Source organism: Maribrevibacterium harenarium (genome assembly GCF_006385675.1).
Taxonomy (GTDB): Bacteria; Pseudomonadota; Gammaproteobacteria; order Pseudomonadales; family Marinomonadaceae; genus Marinomonas; species Marinomonas harenarium.
Map to the genome: position 1 here is coordinate 64274 of NZ_VFRR01000016.1, position 17518 is coordinate 81791.

The 17518-nt window shown below is 48.6% G+C and carries 16 protein-coding genes and 1 pseudogene; 8 read left to right on the forward strand and 9 right to left on the reverse strand.

From position 1 onward, the window contains the following. Window positions 1-53 precede the first annotated feature (53 nt). Window positions 54-1880 carry a SurA N-terminal domain-containing protein gene (locus tag FJM67_RS09700; protein WP_140588825.1) on the forward strand — a complete coding sequence of 609 codons (1827 nt, stop codon included), beginning with the start codon at window positions 54-56 and terminating at the stop codon, window positions 1878-1880. An 87-nt stretch (window positions 1881-1967) separates the two neighbouring features. Here FJM67_RS09700 and FJM67_RS09705 read toward each other — a convergent pair whose 3' ends face one another. From FJM67_RS09705 to FJM67_RS09735, 7 genes are read right to left on the reverse strand one after another with little or no spacing between them, the layout of a single operon-like run. Then, window positions 1968-2888, reverse strand: a complete 921-nt coding sequence (locus tag FJM67_RS09705) for a Dyp-type peroxidase (protein ID WP_140588827.1) — start codon at window positions 2886-2888, stop codon at window positions 1968-1970. A gap of 45 nt (window positions 2889-2933) precedes the next feature. Further along, on the reverse strand, window positions 2934-4667 hold the full coding sequence (locus FJM67_RS09710) for a BatD family protein (RefSeq protein WP_235890032.1): 1734 nt from the start codon (window positions 4665-4667) through the stop codon (window positions 2934-2936). A gap of 59 nt (window positions 4668-4726) precedes the next feature. Beyond that, window positions 4727-6412 carry a VWA domain-containing protein gene (locus FJM67_RS09715; protein ID WP_181161468.1) on the reverse strand — a complete coding sequence of 562 codons (1686 nt, stop codon included), beginning with the start codon at window positions 6410-6412 and terminating at the stop codon, window positions 4727-4729. Continuing rightward, window positions 6409-7401, reverse strand: a complete 993-nt coding sequence (locus FJM67_RS09720) for a vWA domain-containing protein (RefSeq protein ID WP_140588833.1) — start codon at window positions 7399-7401, stop codon at window positions 6409-6411. The genes FJM67_RS09715 and FJM67_RS09720 overlap by 4 nt, the downstream gene beginning before the upstream one ends. Beyond that, window positions 7394-7864 carry a DUF4381 domain-containing protein gene (locus FJM67_RS09725; RefSeq protein WP_140588835.1) on the reverse strand — a complete coding sequence of 157 codons (471 nt, stop codon included), beginning with the start codon at window positions 7862-7864 and terminating at the stop codon, window positions 7394-7396. Before FJM67_RS09725 ends, FJM67_RS09720 begins: the two co-directional genes overlap by 8 nt. A gap of 2 nt (window positions 7865-7866) precedes the next feature. After that, window positions 7867-8769 carry a DUF58 domain-containing protein gene (locus FJM67_RS09730; protein WP_140588837.1) on the reverse strand — a complete coding sequence of 301 codons (903 nt, stop codon included), beginning with the start codon at window positions 8767-8769 and terminating at the stop codon, window positions 7867-7869. After that, on the reverse strand, window positions 8766-9734 hold the full coding sequence (locus FJM67_RS09735; protein ID WP_140588838.1) for an AAA family ATPase: 969 nt from the start codon (window positions 9732-9734) through the stop codon (window positions 8766-8768). Before FJM67_RS09735 ends, FJM67_RS09730 begins: the two co-directional genes overlap by 4 nt. Window positions 9735-9859: 125 nt before the next feature. Here FJM67_RS09735 and FJM67_RS09740 point away from each other — a divergent pair, with 125 nt between their 5' ends. Continuing rightward, window positions 9860-10081 (forward strand): DUF2835 domain-containing protein, encoded by a 222-nt coding sequence (locus FJM67_RS09740; RefSeq protein ID WP_140588840.1) that lies wholly within the window; start codon window positions 9860-9862, stop codon window positions 10079-10081. Window positions 10082-10112: 31 nt separating this feature from the next. Beyond that, window positions 10113-11147 carry a quinone-dependent dihydroorotate dehydrogenase gene (locus FJM67_RS09745; RefSeq protein ID WP_140588842.1) on the forward strand — a complete coding sequence of 345 codons (1035 nt, stop codon included), beginning with the start codon at window positions 10113-10115 and terminating at the stop codon, window positions 11145-11147. 46 nt (window positions 11148-11193) lie between these two features. On the opposite strand, the gene rmf is transcribed toward FJM67_RS09745, so the two are convergent. Beyond that, window positions 11194-11403 (reverse strand): ribosome modulation factor, encoded by a 210-nt coding sequence (gene rmf, locus FJM67_RS09750; protein WP_140588844.1) that lies wholly within the window; start codon window positions 11401-11403, stop codon window positions 11194-11196. Window positions 11404-11528: 125 nt separating this feature from the next. Here rmf and rlmKL point away from each other — a divergent pair, with 125 nt between their 5' ends. From rlmKL to FJM67_RS09765, 3 genes are all read left to right on the forward strand, one after another. Then, a complete protein-coding gene (gene rlmKL / locus FJM67_RS09755; protein ID WP_140588845.1) occupies window positions 11529-13694 on the forward strand; it encodes a bifunctional 23S rRNA (guanine(2069)-N(7))-methyltransferase RlmK/23S rRNA (guanine(2445)-N(2))-methyltransferase RlmL in 2166 nt (721 codons plus the stop codon). A gap of 70 nt (window positions 13695-13764) precedes the next feature. Next, window positions 13765-14622, forward strand: coding sequence for a formyltetrahydrofolate deformylase (purU, locus tag FJM67_RS09760; protein WP_140588847.1), 858 nt, complete (start codon window positions 13765-13767; stop codon window positions 14620-14622). A 109-nt stretch (window positions 14623-14731) separates the two neighbouring features. Then, window positions 14732-14992, forward strand: coding sequence for a formyltetrahydrofolate deformylase (locus tag FJM67_RS09765; protein WP_140588849.1), 261 nt, complete (start codon window positions 14732-14734; stop codon window positions 14990-14992). 2 nt (window positions 14993-14994) lie between these two features. Here FJM67_RS09765 and FJM67_RS09770 read toward each other — a convergent pair whose 3' ends face one another. Next, a complete protein-coding gene (locus FJM67_RS09770; protein WP_140588851.1) occupies window positions 14995-16047 on the reverse strand; it encodes a DUF3549 family protein in 1053 nt (350 codons plus the stop codon). Between the two features lie 163 nt (window positions 16048-16210). Here FJM67_RS09770 and FJM67_RS09775 point away from each other — a divergent pair, with 163 nt between their 5' ends. Both FJM67_RS09775 and FJM67_RS09780 read left to right on the forward strand, forming a co-directional pair. Then, window positions 16211-17077, forward strand: coding sequence for a DUF1853 family protein (locus tag FJM67_RS09775; RefSeq protein WP_140588852.1), 867 nt, complete (start codon window positions 16211-16213; stop codon window positions 17075-17077). A 180-nt stretch (window positions 17078-17257) separates the two neighbouring features. After that, window positions 17258-17518: pseudogene (locus tag FJM67_RS09780) on the forward strand (recombinase family protein); the annotation flags it as partial.

Consider the following 17518-nt stretch of genomic DNA (forward strand, 5'->3'; position numbering starts at 1 on the left):
TTCCAAGCGGAATGCACCTTTTTTATTTATAAACTCATTGATACGGAGGCAAGATGCTCCAGGATATCAGAGACAAGTCACAGGGCATTATTGTAAAAGTAATCGTCGGTTTCATTGTCGTGACTTTTGCTCTATTCGGTGTTGATGCACTGGTAACCAGCTTCAACTCATCTGACACAGTAGCAGAGGTTGACGGCACAGAAATTACCCGCACACAACTATTACAAGCCGCTGAAACCCAGCGTCGTCAGTTGATCAGCATGATGGGGAGTCAGCTTGACCCCGCCTTACTAGAAGAAAATCAACTGCAACTGCGTGCTTTAGAGGAGCTTATTCAACGTACTCTATTGACGAACCAAGCTAATGATTTGGCATTGGGCGTATCTGATGCCCAAGTAGATCAATATTTGTTGCAAGCAGAGCAATTTCAAACAGACGGACAGTTTGACCAAGCGAAGTACCTTAATTTTATTCGGACCTTGGGTTATACGCCGTTGGCATTTAAAAATCGGGTAAAGCAAGATGTGTTGGTGCAGCAGTTGCGTAATGCGGTTGCAGCCTCTGAATTTGTCTTGCCAAGTCAGATTAAACAAGTGGTGGACCTGCAAAACCAGCAACGTAGCTATGAGTACGCACGCTTTATCTTGGCAGACACGGCGGAGCAGGTAGCGGTAAGTGATGCTGACTTAGAAGAGTACTTCCAAGCTAATCAAGATCAGTTCATTCGTCCGGAACAGGTTAAATTAAATTATGTAATCATCACTGCTGATGACTTGGCGGGTCGAGTTGAAGTTTCTCAGGCGGAACTAAATGAAGCCTATGCCGCCGCCATTGCCGATTATGAAACGGAAGAACGCTTAGCGTCACATATTTTGATCGATACTTCGTCACGCACTGATGCTGATGCTCAGCAGCTGGTCGCTGAAATCGAGCAGAAGTTATCCCAAGGGGAAGTATTCGCGGATTTAGCAGAAACCTATTCGGATGATATTGGCTCGAAAGAGGCAGGTGGTGATCTGGGATACGTTACCAAAGGCTTGATGGTGCCAGAGTTTGAACAAGCCCTATTTGCCATGTCTGAAGGTGAAGTGCGCCAAGTTAAAACTGAATATGGTTACCACCTAGTACAACTACGCGAGATTCATGCCACCCAGGCTCCTACCCTTGATGAAATGACTGAGGAGCTAACGGCACAGGTTCGAGCTGACAAAGCGGTTAAACTGCTGTTGGACGAGCATGAGAATATCACCGATCTCGCCTACGCTAGCGATCGACTTGAAGCTCTAGCTAACGAATATGGTGTCGGTGTGTCAACCACTGACTACTTTGGTCGCGATGGTGGTCGTAGCGAAGTAACGTCTTCTGCCGCAGTGATTGCTGCTGCCTTTAGTGGGCCAGTATTGGAAGATGGCCATAACAGTGATTTGATCGAGTTAGCAGATGATAAAGTCGTTGTTGTTCGTGTAGCTGAGCATCAGCCACAAGCTGTTCAGGACTTTGAGCAAGCTCGAGAAGCTGTTACAGCCGCTGTCGTGCAGCAAAAAGCGAGGGACTTGATTGAATCCCAAGCACAGCAGTTACTAGCAGGAGGAAGCGATGCAGCGTTTACAAGTGTTGAAGCGGCTTCACGCGGGCAAGACGAGATCACCGCTTTAGCATTTTCTATGCCTTATCCTGTAGATGGACCCACTACTGCAATAAAAACCACCGCTAATGGTGATGTTGTTGCATTGCGGTTACTGGATGTCATTCAGCCAGAAACTGAGGCAGATGCAGATCGAGAAGAGATCTATAATAACTACTTGGCTCAAGCGATGACTTCGTTATTACTGGAAGCACAACAACAAGCTCTTGAGTCCCAAGCGGAAATTATTCGTTGATACGATAGCAGCTGGTTTACAAAAAAGCGCCTCCAGTTGGAGGCGCTTTTCGTTCTAGGGAAAGAGCAGGCAATTATCGGCCGATTACTATGCTAGTCGATGTAGAAAATTCGCACTGGGCACAAAGAACAAGCTGGCACCCTCACTTTGGGTATAGGCCATCAGATGGTCTACATTTCCTTGATCGTCACCTTCCACCATGCTTCGGAGCATCTTGTTAAAATGCTGTGGCGTTTTGCTGTAAGAGGCAAACATTAAGCCTTGTCGCTCCACATTGCCGAAGGGCATAGAGTGCCGCAGAATCTCCAACGAGTTGCCATTCTCGTCTTTTAACGATGTACGCTTGGTATGGGCGGTTAGCGGTTTATCGGCGCTGGCATACTCGATATTGTCTGCCTTTGTCCGCCCATAGGTATCTTCTTGTGTTTTTAAGGGCTCGGCTTCCCATTTTGGTAAATTGTGTACAAACTCCATCAAATTTAGATAAGAGCAGCCCATCAATTCACTGTCTTGATCAATCAAGGCAACCTTACGGCGCTGGTCGTCAACAGGGTTCTCGGTGCCGTCCACAAAACCGGTAAAGTCGCGATTATCAAGGTATTTGAAACAGTCCGTTTGTTGCGCCAAGGTCACAGACTGGCGAAATGCACGATAGAGCGTCAACGCCAAAGAGTGAGTCGCATCCCGACGCAGAGAACGTATATGCAATACGAGATCGTAGGGAATATCTCTCACGCTCAACAAAGGGCCCTTTAGTGATGGCTGCTCAGTGAGTTCAGCTGGGGTTGGTTTGTCGCCAAAAAGTGCGCGCCAGCCATGGATGGAAATACCGACTAAGCCGAGTAACTCGCAATCTGGGAAGAGTTGACGTTGCTCACTAACGAGCTGTGGAATGTTTTTCAGTGTCTCTATGACCTGCTGTTTTTGGGCGGGATCAACTGTCAAGAATAGGAAGCTAGCATCACTTGAGGCTTCCGCCAGAATGGCGTCTTCGTACTGATAGGGCATTATCTATTCCTCGTCGTTTCGGTTGTCATTCTGTTACCAGTACCCTTAAAAATTTGGGTAGAGGGTTTTGAGTTGGCTCGCCTGACTGGGCTTGGTCACCCCAGTTTTGTATTCCTGCAAGGCATCCGCCAAAGGCGAGCCATCCCACTGACTGGCGGCTTGCTCTGAGTACATCACCAGCTCGGCTTCCATAAGTAACTGTGATAAACGTGGGGAATTGGCGAGTCGCTTGATGTCATCAAGCCCTCTCACATGACTGTCTCCCCAACGATGGCGAGCCCATTCAAGCAAATTCCCTTGTAGCCGGCTGAGGTCACTTTGCTGACAACAACTCAGTAAATTCTGGTACGCGATCGTCTCGCTTGCTGAGGATAAAGGGGCGAAGTCGGCAAGCATTGGGACTTCATCGTCAGTCTTCTCGGCCTTAGAGCGTCTTTGCTTGAACCACCACACTAGTAATCCCGCAACACCGAGTAATACGAGAACCAGAGCCCCTAGTGTACGCCAATCCGTACCCGGTTCGGGCTGCTCTACCGTCAAGGCGATGGTAGGCTCTGGCGTTGGTTCAGGTGTCGGTGCAGCTTTTGGTTTAGCCAATGATATAGGTGCGACAGACTTTGTTTGTGGTGGTAGCAGCGGTGCCGAATCCGAGCTGCTGTCGTTGTTTAAATTGTCGGCATCCTTAGATGTGGCTAGCCCCACTACATTGATTTGCTCTTGGTTGCTGGTCGCAATTTTGAATTGGCGTTGTTTCGTATCCCAGTAGGGGATAGAAATGGTCGGCAAGGTGATGGCACCACTTTGGGTTGGTACGATTTCCATTTGCATAGTCTGCTTACCAACGATACCTGAACCATATTTCGCACTGCTGAAGCGCGGACTAGATGGGTAGACTTTGTAGTCTCTCGTACTGATGATGTCGATGATGGGCTGCTGCTCGGGAAGCGCTCCTTTGGCGGCAACATCTATCGTCCAAATCAGGGTGTCGCCAACTTTAATTTCATCCGGGCCCTGCAACTTGGTTGAGATAGTGACATTTTCTGCTGGCAGCCAAGTATCTGCCGAGTAGGTGGGTGGGATGGGGAGTACATCTAAGGTGATAGGTGCGCTTTTGACATTGATGCGTCGCCGACCATTGCTAGTATTCACCATGGCTTCGATAGTTTGGCCAATCAGTTCGAGTTTGCCGCTGCGTTGTGCAAAGGCAATGTAATCCCGCTGGAGTACCTGATAAGCAGTACCATTAATGGTCTCATAGCGCTGCTGGTCGTCGGTTAAGCGTTCTATCAATAAGCTGGGGTGATTTGGCGCTGAGAGATTGGCATTCTGGAGTGCCACCGAAGTGTAAAGCTCAACTGTCAGTAACACTTGTTGCTGAACATAGGGAGACAAGGTGTTGGTAGTGAACTTGACCATCACTGGGGCGTTGCCGTTTTCATCAAGTAGTTGCGGTGCCGGATTCACCTTTATTGATAGCGGTTGGGAGCTGTAATTGCCTACTTTGATCGAGGGGATTTGAAAATTACCGACGGCTTTGGGCATCAAGGTGACGACCCAGAAGTTAAGTGCTTTATTGGTGCCAAGGTTGAAACTAAATTGGCTATTTTGGCTCTGGCTAATGATTTCGAAATCGCGACGCAATGGTGAAAAGTCTGGCCCATTACCAGTATCTGAATAATCCGCTCTTAGAGTGAGTTGCACCACTTCGTTTTCAGCGATCACGTCTTTATCTAGGGCGGCGGTTAATTCCGCACCTTGAGCGATTGCGGTAAACAGCAATACTATCCCAAAAGACACTACTCTAAAGATCGCGCTGACCTGCCTAATTAGCCGCTTATTTACCATGGCTTCTCACCATTTTCCTGTCTGAATCGGTTTTCATTACGTCGCTCTTGGTGAAGATACCAGAGTTTGCGTTGTAACAGAGTGCCAGGGTCATCCTGAATCTGGCGCATCCATTGTTCCATTGCTAGGTTATCTTCTTCAGCTTGAGCATAGGCTTGATTGGCTGAAGGCGATTGTGCATTCGCTGCATGGGGTTGTTGCTCTGAAGCCCCATTTTCGCTTGTCCCATCCCCGTTCTCACTGTCATTCTGGGAGGCTTGGGAATCCTTGTTAGCTGTAGATGAGTCGTTGCTCTGGCTATCATTCTCTTGTTGCTGTTGCTGTTGCTGTTGCTGTTGCTGTTGCTCGCGCAGATAGTCTAAATTCTCTTGGGCTTCGGTGAAATCCGTCTGTTGCTGCAACGCCTGTTCGTAGGCGTGAATAGCGCCTTCAATATCGCCCGATAGAGCCTTGGCGTTACCTAGGTTATAGTAGTCACGGGCCGTTTCAGCACTACCATCCAGTAGCGCGATGGTATCTTGGTAGTTTTCTAGGGCATACTCACTCGCCGCGCGCCATTTAGGATTGCGGAATAGGTCTCTCGCCCGTTGCCAGTCACCTTCATCTACCGCTTGTTGGCCAAGCTGGTCTGGTGTGTACAACCAATCTAGGTAACTCGCCTGTGCAGGTTGCTTTACCCCGAACCAGATTAGCGCCATGAACAAACCACCGCGGCGAAACTGCCACAGTAACCAAAGCAGGAATGGCAAACTAAACCAATGTCCTTCCTCTTGCCAAATTTGGCTGCGAGTATTGGATAATTTGGCATTTCCCCCTTGGGATTGGTTATAAGTTGCTAAGTGTTCTAATTCTACATTAGTTAGGGGATAGGAAAACCAATCAATATTGGTCTCCTGTGCCAGTTCTTCAAAGCGATCAACGGGGACTGTCGGTTTAACCTCGCGGCCGTAGTCTCGCAAAATTTCTCCATTGGGCAGTTTGACGGAACTCCCTTCCGGTGTGCCAAAGCTAATGATGTCTAAATGAAAACCACTAGTTTGGATAAGCTGACGCACGCTGGCAAGTTCACTCGCTTTAATATCATCGGTAAACAGTACGAGATGGGCTTGGGAGCTGGGCTGATTGGTAAGCAGTTCTAACGCTGTGTTAAGTGCTAAATCAAGACGACTACCATACACGGGCATGATGGTAGGGTCCAAGGCGAGCAAAAGGTGAACCAAGGTCTGCTTATCTTGGCTGAATGGGCTGATAACGAAGGCGTCTCCGGCGTAGGCGACTAGGGCCACTTCCCCATCCTGCTGTGCGTTTAGTAGATCGCGCATGGTTTGGGTCATACGGGTAAGACGATTGGGCTGTAAATCCACTGCGTACATTGATAGGGACTGATCAATCAGAAAGACGCTTTTGTTGGTAGATTCATACATAGGCGCGTCTTTACTTACGAAGCTGATGCCAGCTAAGCCAAGAATAAAGAGTACCGCACATAGGAGGCCAATAATACGGTTAACCGGCAGTCCTTGGTGTTGCTGCTCTAGCCAAGGGAGTAGATTGGCGCTGATGAGTTTAGGAAGTTTTGATGGTTGCGTACGTGGCTGCAATGCCAGTAGTAACGCCAGCAACATAGGGATAAACAAGAGCCAATGGGGGCGAGTAAAGTGCAAATGCTCAAGCAGCGTCATGACTTTTTCCCTCTGATCTGCACATGGTGACCAAACCATAAACTTAACGCAAAGCTCACCAGCGACAGCAATCCTAGCCAATGAAATAAGGTAGTTTTCGGACGCTGCCAAGTATCTGTCGCCGGAGTCGGCTCTAATTCATCCAAGAGACGGTAGATGCGAGCAAGTTCGTTGGTACTGCGCGCCCGGAAATATTGTCCACCGGTGAGATTGGCGACTTCAGTGAGTAGAGGTTCATCCAGATCTGTTGAAGGGTTTATGACCTTAGGGCCAAAAAATCCTTGAACAACCATTGAGTCCGCCCCAATACCGATAGTGTGGATGCGAACCCCTTCCTGCGCCGCGAAGTTCGCAGCCTGTAGCGGTGTGACGCGCCCGGCAGTGTTGGCGCCATCGGTCATCAGAATCAAAACTTTTTTGTCCGCAGGCTTATCCTGTAAGCGTTTAATGGCTAGCCCGATAGCATCGCCAATGGCGGTTTGCTCACCGGCGAAGCCAATTTGCGCTTCTTGCACGAATTGTTCAATGGTAGGTAGATCAAAGCTTAATGGAGCCTGAAGATAGGCTTTGGTGCCGAACAATATAATCCCAATCCGATCGCCTTTACGTTCACTAATAAAGTTGGACAACACGGCTTTGGCGGCAGCAAGCCGATCTGCAGGCTTGTCATTGATTGTCATATCCGTGACTTGCATACTGCCCGATAAGTCCACTGCTACCATTAGATCGCGACCACTGGGAGTGATTTGCGTGGGAGTACCGAGCCAAACTGGTCGCGCGATAGCTGCCACCAAAGCACACCAGGCAAGTAACATCAGCCCCCGTGCAAACAAGTGGTAGCTGTGTTGATATTGTCCTTGATGTTGTTGCAGTAACGACACATGTGCCCACCGCAGTTGGTCGAGAGGTTTCCGTGCTGGGGCGAGCCAATGCAACAGCAAAGGCAGTGGTAGCAGCACTAAAAACCACGGCCAAATTAGCTCAACCATGGTGCCTCCGTATCCAATGTTTAGTGCTGTTTATAAAGTGTTCAAGATCTTGTTTGCTAATATTGGCATGGGCTTGATATATGCTGGCGGCGATACGTATCCCGTCTTTGCCAAATCGATAGCGCGACGGCAACTGCTCGTCAAGCAGTGGCATGAGCTCACTGATTGGGCGCGCAGCATCAATTGGTCGTTTCGCACTGAGCAAGCAGCGTCGTATTAGTTCAAGACAATCGCTGACGACAGCTTGACAGGAGTCATCTCGATCAAGGTTGGGTAGCAGCTGCTCTGCCTCCCGGCGATAGGCGCGCCGGCGATAGCGTTTACCGTAGTAAATTAGAGCAACCACAGCGCTAACAATTAATCCGCCAACCACTAGCCAGAAAGGCCAAGCCGGCGGCCACAGTGGGATGCTTTCCGGTAGCATATAAGCACGGTTAGGTAATTCGATGGCAGAAGTCGACATGATTAGCGAATGACTCCCCGATGCAATAGGTGTCGGCCAATTTCAATGGGCGAGTTCTCCACATCGTAACGGAGCAGAGTCACGCCATGCTGTTGTAAGCGGTGATGAAAGTTGCCAAGGCCGCGTTCATATGCCTGCAATGCTTTGTGTTGCGTCTGCTTAGTAATGGTAACAGCCGTCGCGCCAGTCTCTCCCATTAGTTGATATTGCCCCGGGGGGAGAGAAAAGCTGCGTTGATCATCGATTAAAATCCAAGTGACATCGTGATGCTTACTTAGATAGGAAAGACGCTGCCATTCAGGATCACTCAATTCTATACGGTTACTCAAGACCAGGTAACTGTATCCGTGCCCCTTACTTACCATGCTATCAAATGTGGCTCCAATAACAGGTTGAAGCGGGATTTGGCTACGTTTGGTTATTTGTTCTAGGACTTTTTGCCAGCGTTGATTAGCATCGAAATGTTGCCATTTTCCATCGCAACCATCCCAGAATGTTAACTGCTCTTGCTGCTGTTTGGCGCGATAGCCCAGCAAGCTGGCGAGCTGTAAGTAACGGGTAGAGACGAATGTATGACGAGTACCAAAGTAGGCGTCATTGGTGAGCTGTAATAGTAGCAAACGCACATGATCGTTTTCTTGAGCATAGAGGCGAGTATGAACTTGGCCGGTGCGAGCAGTAACCCGCCAGTCGATATGCTTTACCTCGTCGTGGGGCTGATAGGCGCGCAATTCCAATAGCTCTAGACCATGTCCGCGCCGCGTCTGGCGCAAACTGCCTTGTTCCTTTTTAGCTTGGCGTCGTACCGTCCTGCGTCCAAGGGAAGCCGCAAATGGCGCCAATTGCACCAGCTGCTTCACACTTAGAATCGGTGACTCGGGGGCGACGATATTTTCCAACATCATACCAATGGCAAATAGGTAATCAGGGAATGAATGATGCGGTCCGTGGTGTAGCCTCGCGCTTCCGCTTCGAAACTAGGCAGTATGCGATGACGCAACACGGCTGGCGCAACGGCTTTGACATCATCTGGTGTCACGAAGTCTCTGCCATCCAATATTGCACGGGCACGGGCACAGCGTTCCAATGCCAGTGTAGCCCTTGGGCTTGCACCGTATTCTATTAGGGTAGATATCTCTTCCCCATGTTCGGCAAAATACTCTTGCGGGCGCCGCGTCGACATTACTAAATGTACGATGTAGTTTTCTACGGACTCCGCCATGTAAATCTCGAGGGCAGCTTTTTGTAATCTCAATATATCCTCTACGGAGCAAGTCGGCGTTGCGGCTCCGGCCTGTGCATACTGATCCTGTTGTCGCACTAGTCGCATCACCGCTAGTTCCGTTTGCGCATCGGGATAGTCCACTTTGATCTTCATGACAAAGCGATCGAGCTGCGCTTCAGGTAGAGAATAGGTGCCTTCCTGTTCAATCGGGTTTTGCGTGGCGATAACAAAAAAAATCGGGGAAAGGGCATAACTTTGACTGCCCACAGTTACTTGACGTTCTCCCATTGCTTCCAGCAGTGCGGACTGTACTTTGGCAGGTGCGCGGTTAACTTCATCCGCTAGTACGATGTCGTGCATAATGGGGCCGGGGGAGAACTGAAATTTGGCTTGATCCTGTTGATAGATTTCAGAACCGGTCACGTCCGCCGGTAACAGATCCGGGGTGAATTGAATGCGCTGAAACTCAGCATCGATGGCGCCGGCCAGTGCTTTAGCTGCGGTTGTTTTGGCAATTCCCGGTGGCCCCTCTAGTAAAATATGTCCCCGAGCAATCAGCGCAATCAGCATCTCTTGTATTAGGTCTTCTTGACCGACGATGGCGCGACTAAGTTGCTCTTTTAACAGATCAATTGCGGTATCCATAGGTTTTGTCGATCCTATAACTGTCCAAAATGGGGTGGAGGCAATATAATAGCGTCCATCTTAACGAAATAGAAATCACGCCTACAAGCCGTCGTGGCGCTTCAGATTGGGGAATAAGACAGCAAATGACAAAAATCGTCGTCGATGTCAGTTTACCGGCCTACAAATACAAAGAAATGTACAAGGGATCGGTCAAGGGATTGGTGGTGCAAAGTCGAGATGGTCGCAAGATCCAGTTGCCGCTTCTCGCTTTTCAGCAGTTCGTCACCATGCAGGGAGTTTATGGTTCTTTTGAAGTCGAATTTGATGACAACAAAAAACTCGTCGGTATCACCAAATTACGGTAATTGTGACCACTAAAAGATAAGGCAACGTACCATGTATGATTTAGCACGCTCGTTACTGTTTAAACTCGATCCGGAAGTGTCGCACGAATTATCTTTGGATTTACTTGGCGCATCCGCTCGCCTGGGTGTAGATCGCTGTTTTAAGCAAGAATCCTTCGCTACACCAGTTAAGGTAATGGGGCTCAATTTTCCCAATGCCGTTGGTCTTGCGGCAGGCTTGGATAAAAATGCCGACGCATTTGAGGCCTTAGGCGCGTTAGGATTTGGGTTTGTTGAAGTGGGTACGGTTACTCCGAAAGGCCAGCACGGCAATGCCAAACCACGTCTATTTCGTTTGCCGGAGCACGATGCCATTATTAACCGCATGGGCTTCAATAATAAGGGCGTCGACCATATGGTTAGCCGGATTCGTAAGCACCACTTTGATGGCGTGCTCGGCGTTAACATCGGTAAGAACCTTACCACAAGTGTTGAAGATGCCGCACAGGACTACCTTGCTTGTTTAGAAGCGGTGATTCCTTATGCTGACTACATTACGGCTAATATCAGTTCTCCGAATACGCCAGGACTGCGCAATTTGCAGTTTGGTGACAGTTTAGCCCAGCTGATTTCACCGCTAGTCGCTGCCCGTCAACGTTACTTTGAGCAATACGGAAAATATGTCCCACTTGCGGTGAAGATTGCGCCAGATATGACGGATGACGAAATTAAGCTCGTGAGCGATACCTTAGTCGCTCAACAAGTCGATGGTATCATTGCGACCAATACCACCCTTAGCCGTGACGCAGTAAATGGTCATCCATTGGCAGAAGAGGCGGGCGGTTTGAGCGGGGCCCCTGTGCGGGACGCTAGCACCCATGTAGTTAAAGTGCTGACCGAGCATTTAAAAGGTCAATTACCTGTAATCGGGGTTGGCGGTATTTTATCTGGAGCCGACGCAGTTGAAAAATTGCAAGCAGGAGCGAGTCTGGTGCAGATTTACTCCGGTTTTATTTATCGCGGACCACAGCTAATAAAAGAAGCTATTGCCAGTACCGATGCCTTTGTTCGTCAGCAGACGAGATAAATAAAAAAGGCCAGCAAAAGCTGGCCTTATTTGTAAGTAGTAAAAGTTACTGAGAAAAACTGACCGCTTTATGGGTGCCGTCGACGGGGGTTAAACCATTCCACATATCCTCTCGACCCTCGCGCCAGCCTGCTAACCAGTCCTGTCTGGCGTTGGCTCCGCATTGTTCACATAGAGCTTTTGAGCGTCCTGCCATACCTGCGCGATATCCGCGAACATAGGCTCTTAAATGTTGGTCACGTTTCATTTTCTTCATCGGAAAGTTCCTCTCAGTTCTGATTGCTCTTACACCGAATTTTAAGGTTTAGTAGAGCATTGAACGTTTGTCTAAAAACACTTTGTTCTAACAATTCATAAAACTGAAATAAAAAGTAATTAAACATGACCGATACCCAAACGCAAACTGCGCCAACCCCCGCCGCTTTTGACCTAGAGCTAACTTGCCCCCTAGGGCTTGAACACGTTCTAGCGCAAGAGCTTTCTGATCTTGGCTTGACGCAAACCCGTCTTGGGGAGGCTCAAGTTAAGCTAACGACGGACTTAGCCGGACTCTATACCGCTTGTCTTTGGTCTCGGGTAGCAACCCGAGTAATGTTGCCGTTGCATAGCTTTACCGTCGATTCGGCGCAAGATCTATATGATGGGGTTGCCAGCGTCGATTGGGCGGCGCACATGACTGCAGATTGCACCATCGCCATTGATTGCCATGGCACCAACCAAGTTATCCGTAACACCCAGTTCGGCGCGGTGCGGGCAAAAGATGCCATCGCTGATTTTTTTATGGCGAAAGAACAACGTCGTCCGAGTGTCGCTAAACAGCAACCAGATATTCGTATCGCCTTACGCATTAAGCGCAACCAAGCTGTGATCAGTTTGGATGTATCTGGGGAGAGTTTGCATCGTCGCGGTTATCGGCAGCAGGGTGCCATGGCCCCATTGAAAGAGAACCTCGCAGCAGGTCTATTGCTGCGTTCGGGGTGGAGTGGAAAACAAACGGACTTTGCCCAGTTAGTTGACCCAATGTGTGGCTCTGGGACGTTTCTTATTGAAGCAGCGCTCATGTCGCTGAATATTGCGCCGGGCTTGCGCCGTCCCTACTGGGGCTTTAAAGGTTGGCGTCAGCATGATCATCGCTTGTGGCAACAGCTTCAAGATCAAGCGAAGAATCAACGTAAACAAGCACAAGAGCTTGGTGTGCGTTTCCAAGGTACAGACCGCGACAGCAAAGCCATTGCCGCAGCCCGCGAGAATATCAAACGTGCCGGTTTGGTGGGTATCGTTGAAGTAACTCTGTCCCCTTTTCAAGACCATGAATTCAATTGGGATCAGTCGCCATCTTTGATTATGGTGAATCCTCCTTACGGAGAACGTCTTGGGGATGAAATGGCGTTGGTTGCCCTGTATCGACAGCTTGGGGAATGGGCTGTCACCCATAACCCTGGCGGCCATCTGATGTTACTGACCAGTAACGAACAATTGGCGCGGCAGATCCCAGTGCGTCCGGACAAAAATACTCGCATACTTAACGGCGGTTTAGAGTGTCGCGCGTATCAATTTCCGCTCTCTGAAAAACATATTAAACAGGGCGATATTGCTCAGATTGGCATGTCATCCGGCGCACAGATGTTTGCTAACCGTCTGCAAAAAAATGCGAAACGTCTGAAAAAATGGCTCACCAAGGAAAATATCCAATGCTACCGCCTCTATGATGCAGATATGCCGGAATATGCTGTAGCTATCGACATTTACGGCGATTGGGCCCATGTGCAGGAGTACCAAGCGCCGAAGAGTGTTGACCCAGAAAAAGTGCAGCAGCGCTTATTTGATGTGGTAGCGGCCCTGCCTGTGGCACTGGATATTCCCGAGACCCAAATCGTCGTGAAGCAGCGTCGGCGTCAAGCGGGCAAACAACAATACGAGCGTATGGATCAGACCCAGCATGAGCTGACGGTTGAAGAACATGGCTGTGATTTTATCGTCAACCTCCATGACTACTTGGACACTGGCTTATTCTTAGATCACCGTCCGGTGCGTAAATTGATTCAGGATAAAGCCAATGGCAAGCGCTTTTTAAATCTATTCTGTTATACCGCTAGCGCTTCCGTCCATGCGGGTCAAGGTGGTGCGCGATCAACATTAAGCGTCGACATGTCCAATACCTATACTGATTGGGCGCGACGTAATCTTGCTTTGAATGAATTTTCGGAACGGGATCATAAAGTTGTGCGCGACGACTGTTTCCGTTGGCTAGAAAAAGGCGAGGGTGAGTTTGACTTGATCTTTATGGACCCGCCGACCTTCTCAAATTCCAAAAAAATGGCCGATGTCTTAGACGTACAGCGCGATCATATTGAGCTAATCAATGGTGCGATGGCCTTATTACACCGAGACGGCGAGTTGATCTTTTCGAATAACTATCGTCGCTTTGTGTTGGATGATGAGATTCTGACTCGCTATCAAGTAGAAGATATTACCCGACGCACCCTGGACCCAGACTTCGAACGCAATACCAAAATTCACCAGTGTTGGATTATTCGCCACAAGTAACCCCATTACTTGTGGCTGGAATGTCAACCAATGACTTTTATTGAGAAACGACAACAAGGTTAGAAAAACCATGAGTAACACTTTTCGCTTAGTGATCAGCTGTCCCGATCGAGTGGGTATCGTGGCAGCAGTCAGTCAATATCTGCACGAACGTAATGGCTCCATCATTGAAGCTAATCACCACACCGATCCGGAGCAGAAATGGTTCTTTATGCGTCACGTCATCGATGCGGATAGTCTGACGGTTGATATTGAGACGTTCCGCGCTGAATTCGCCACGATTGCCGCACAGTTTGATATGAACTGGTACGTCACCGATAGTCGTGACAAGCCTAAAGTAATGCTTATGGCCACCAAAGAGTCCCACTGCCTAAACGATATTTTGCACCGCTGGCATACCGAAGAATTACATTGCGAAATCGTCGGTGTGATAGCGAACCACGAGGATCTACGCTCCATGGTGGAGTGGTACCAGGTGCCTTATCACTGTATTGATGTGCCGAAGGAAAACAAAATGCCGGCCTTCACTCAAATCGAGCAGGCGATCGACCAATCCGGTGCTGACACCATCGTTTTGGCTCGTTATATGCAGATATTTCCAGAGTATCTGTGTGAAAAATACCGCCATCGGGTGATCAATATTCATCACAGCTTCCTACCTTCCTTTATCGGAGCGAAACCTTACCACCAAGCGGCAGTACGTGGCGTAAAACTGATCGGGGCTACCTGCCACTATGTAACGGCAGATTTGGATGCGGGGCCAATCATCGAACAAGACGTGATCCGCGTGCGTCACAGTCACACGGCTACTGACATGGTGCGTTTGGGTAAAGATATCGAGAAATTGGTGTTAGCCCGAGGCCTGCGTTACCACCTCGAAGACCGAGTATTAGTACACGGCAACAAGACGGTTGTGTTCAGTGAGTAATCCCGCTCGGTGAGTTATGCTTCTGTGCCTGTTACAGCAATAACATTTTGTTATCTGGAAAATTGGCTATAGTTACCCAAAGCATCCATGCATGTGGAGGGTATCAAAGATGAAGTTAAAACTTACGCCAACTCAGAATCTGTGTATCGGCTTTATTGAATCCGGGTTTGATCTGGTTGAGCTTGATGACAAATTGTATTTTGTCAAAGGAGAGCGCCGTCAAAAAGTGCTGCCAAAGACTCTCGACGCCTTAGTAAGTCGGGGGGCCTTAGCCGTTACCGATGACGGTCAGTATCAACTAAGCGAAGAGTTCAAACAACATCGGCAGCGTATGCGCGAGCCTTTCGACTCTGGGCATACGCGCCACTAATGCTATTGCACAGTATTCTGAGTCGGCGTAAAGATCTGGCTTACCGCCTCGGCTAGTTTGGGGCTAATGCTTGGCGAACGCAGCAGGGCCCAGATTGTTGCTCGGTCTTCTGGATTCTGAGTCAATTCCGATAACACCTGACGAAATGCTGTCAAACCATCGTCTCGGTGTGCTAGCTTTTCCATAATGACACGCAGCAGAATAGGGCTGCTTCTGAGCCACTGGGGTGCCTTGGCAATCAGTGCCGCAATAATATGGATTTGAGCATCAGAGCAACTACTTAAGTCACCTAAAAGAGTCAGTAAACTCGTTTCCACTGCCTGTGCATTTTGTTCCCGTGACAGCGCACGGATAAATGCAGGCGTTACCGAAATATCACTTTCCTGCAAACGTTCGGCGAGCGCCTGTACCACAGTAGGTGGTAAATGTTCGTGCTCTAAAGCGTGGCAGAGAGAGGTTAATAGTGGCATCGGCGCAGCTTGTACCGCCTGTAGAATCAACGACTCATATTGGCCTATATCTACCCGCGCTGCTAATTCGGCTAAACCTTGTAGGCCTAATTCATCCCAACCATCGGTAGTTGAGGGGAGTCCGGCGATATAGTCGCAAACGGGCGCAAAGTACGAGGAAGGTTGGGTTTTTAAGTCGCGGCCTAATTTGGCATGAAAACTGGCTAAGCGCTCTTGATCTGGTTGAAAGGCGTAAGGGTTGTCCTCTAGTGCCTCTTGCAATCCGGCTTCTTCCCCTTTGTGCATGATCTTATCAACAATGGTTTTGATAAAGTGATCCCTGGCCCCAAGGTTCAAGCAGGCTTGCTCATCCACTGGCAAGCGAATAAACCACACCACATACTCCTTGCCTTGTGCCTGAACCTTGCTGAGGACACAGGCTAACCAAGCGTGTTGGCGGAACGGAGTTGGATAGGGGGTTTGCTTACGATCGAATTGGATCACTTGTTGTGGTGTCAGGCGTTGAATATGACGCCCAACATCGTAAAAGGTGGCATGGCAATCGACGGCAGCGAATAAATCGCCAAGGGACTCAATACTCTTCATAGGGATAGCAATACGGGTTACTCTTGTGTGGACGGTGACACCCAGCGGGCTCACCCCAAAATTTACTAGACGCCATGATAATCGTTTTGAGACGATAAATCTTCTAGTGTCAGATGGTGATAACAAAGGGCAGTGCCCATGAAGAAAATGATGAGGGGAGCGAGTGCAACAACTGTTGGCAGATTTACTTTGGCTGCTTGAAGAACGAGAACTGATCTGGGCGGATAGTTCGTTGTTGCCCTACCGTCATCAGGATTGGCGTTCACGCTACGACGAGCTTGTTACGCGGCCAGACCCATTGGTGCAATGGATGGCGCAAGCTAAATCCCATTTTCTCGGTGTTTACGCAGAACGATTGTTTTCGTTTGCCCTACGTCATTTTTATCAGTTAGAAATACTGGCTGAACATCATCAGCTGCATCAAGACGGTGTCACCTTGGGGGAGGTGGATGCGCTTGTACGCTTACCTGATGGACAGATAATGCAAATTGAATTTGCAACCAAGTTCTATTTACATCGACCTGATCTTGCTCCCCATGATTGGATTGGGCCGAACAAAAACGATAGCTTATTTAAAAAAGTCTCCCATGCGCGACTACATCAATTGCAAATACTGAATACATTGCCGGGGCGAGCTTGGTTGAGTGATTTGTCACAAACCGTTAACTATCGCGCTAATTTGATGGTCTTTGGGCGTCGCTTCTGGCACTTAGATAGTGCAAAATGTAATGAAATGTATCATCTCTTGGGTCAGGATAGTGCCAGTAATGGGTACTGGGCGAGGCTGAGTGAGCTTGCCGATTTACCATTTGAGTTACATGGGGATGTAGCGATAAAACCCAATTGGTTGGCTTTTGAAGCATCTAATGAACTAAAAATTAAGATAAATTTTGCTTATCTAAAAACTCTAACGGATCAATTTTTGCGGGATTCACGACCACTTCTCTACCGTATTAACATCGAAAATGACGGAAATATGACAGAACGCCAAACTGGAAGTTGGTTATTCATCGTTCCTGATACTTGGTGACACTTGAAAAGTGAATGTGATTCAGGCAGAAAGTCCCATCCAATATTTAATGATGAGCCTGATGAAACCTGTTGTCCCCGTAAATCACGGCACCAAAACCAATTTTTCCCCGGCGTGGGTTTGCAACTGTTGCTGATTTTATGTTACTGTATATATATACATAGTAATATATTGGTGTAAATGAAGCTTTCAGATTGGGCAAGAAAACAAGGAATAAGCTATCGTACCGCATGGAACCAGTTTCGTAGCGGCAAGCTTCCTGTGCCTGCAAGGCAGCTGCCTACTGGCACGATCATTGTTGATGAGGTTGTTAGAGAGTCTAAAGCTGTTATTTATACTCGCATCTCCAGCTCCGATCAGAAAAAGGATTTAGATGGTCAAATCGCCCGCTGCCTGAGCTTCGCAAATGCTCAAGGAATTGCTGTATCCGCTACTGTCTCT

Coding starts and splice junctions, on each gene's coding strand:
- FJM67_RS09720 (WP_140588833.1), bottom strand. CDS start 7,401: ATGGTTGAGCTAATTTGGCCGTGGTTTTTAGTGCTGCTACCACTGCCT.
- FJM67_RS09765 (WP_140588849.1), top strand. CDS start 14,732: ATGAAGTTAAAACTTACGCCAACTCAGAATCTGTGTATCGGCTTTATT.
- FJM67_RS09700 (WP_140588825.1), top strand. CDS start 54: ATGCTCCAGGATATCAGAGACAAGTCACAGGGCATTATTGTAAAAGTA.
- rmf (WP_140588844.1), bottom strand. CDS start 11,403: ATGAAGAAAATGAAACGTGACCAACATTTAAGAGCCTATGTTCGCGGA.
- FJM67_RS09770 (WP_140588851.1), bottom strand. CDS start 16,047: ATGAAGAGTATTGAGTCCCTTGGCGATTTATTCGCTGCCGTCGATTGC.
- FJM67_RS09745 (WP_140588842.1), top strand. CDS start 10,113: ATGTATGATTTAGCACGCTCGTTACTGTTTAAACTCGATCCGGAAGTG.
- purU (WP_140588847.1), top strand. CDS start 13,765: ATGAGTAACACTTTTCGCTTAGTGATCAGCTGTCCCGATCGAGTGGGT.
- FJM67_RS09740 (WP_140588840.1), top strand. CDS start 9,860: ATGACAAAAATCGTCGTCGATGTCAGTTTACCGGCCTACAAATACAAA.
- FJM67_RS09730 (WP_140588837.1), bottom strand. CDS start 8,769: ATGATGTTGGAAAATATCGTCGCCCCCGAGTCACCGATTCTAAGTGTG.
- FJM67_RS09715 (WP_181161468.1), bottom strand. CDS start 6,412: ATGACGCTGCTTGAGCATTTGCACTTTACTCGCCCCCATTGGCTCTTG.
- FJM67_RS09725 (WP_140588835.1), bottom strand. CDS start 7,864: ATGTCGACTTCTGCCATCGAATTACCTAACCGTGCTTATATGCTACCG.
- FJM67_RS09735 (WP_140588838.1), bottom strand. CDS start 9,734: ATGGATACCGCAATTGATCTGTTAAAAGAGCAACTTAGTCGCGCCATC.
- FJM67_RS09705 (WP_140588827.1), bottom strand. CDS start 2,888: ATGCCCTATCAGTACGAAGACGCCATTCTGGCGGAAGCCTCAAGTGAT.
- rlmKL (WP_140588845.1), top strand. CDS start 11,529: ATGACCGATACCCAAACGCAAACTGCGCCAACCCCCGCCGCTTTTGAC.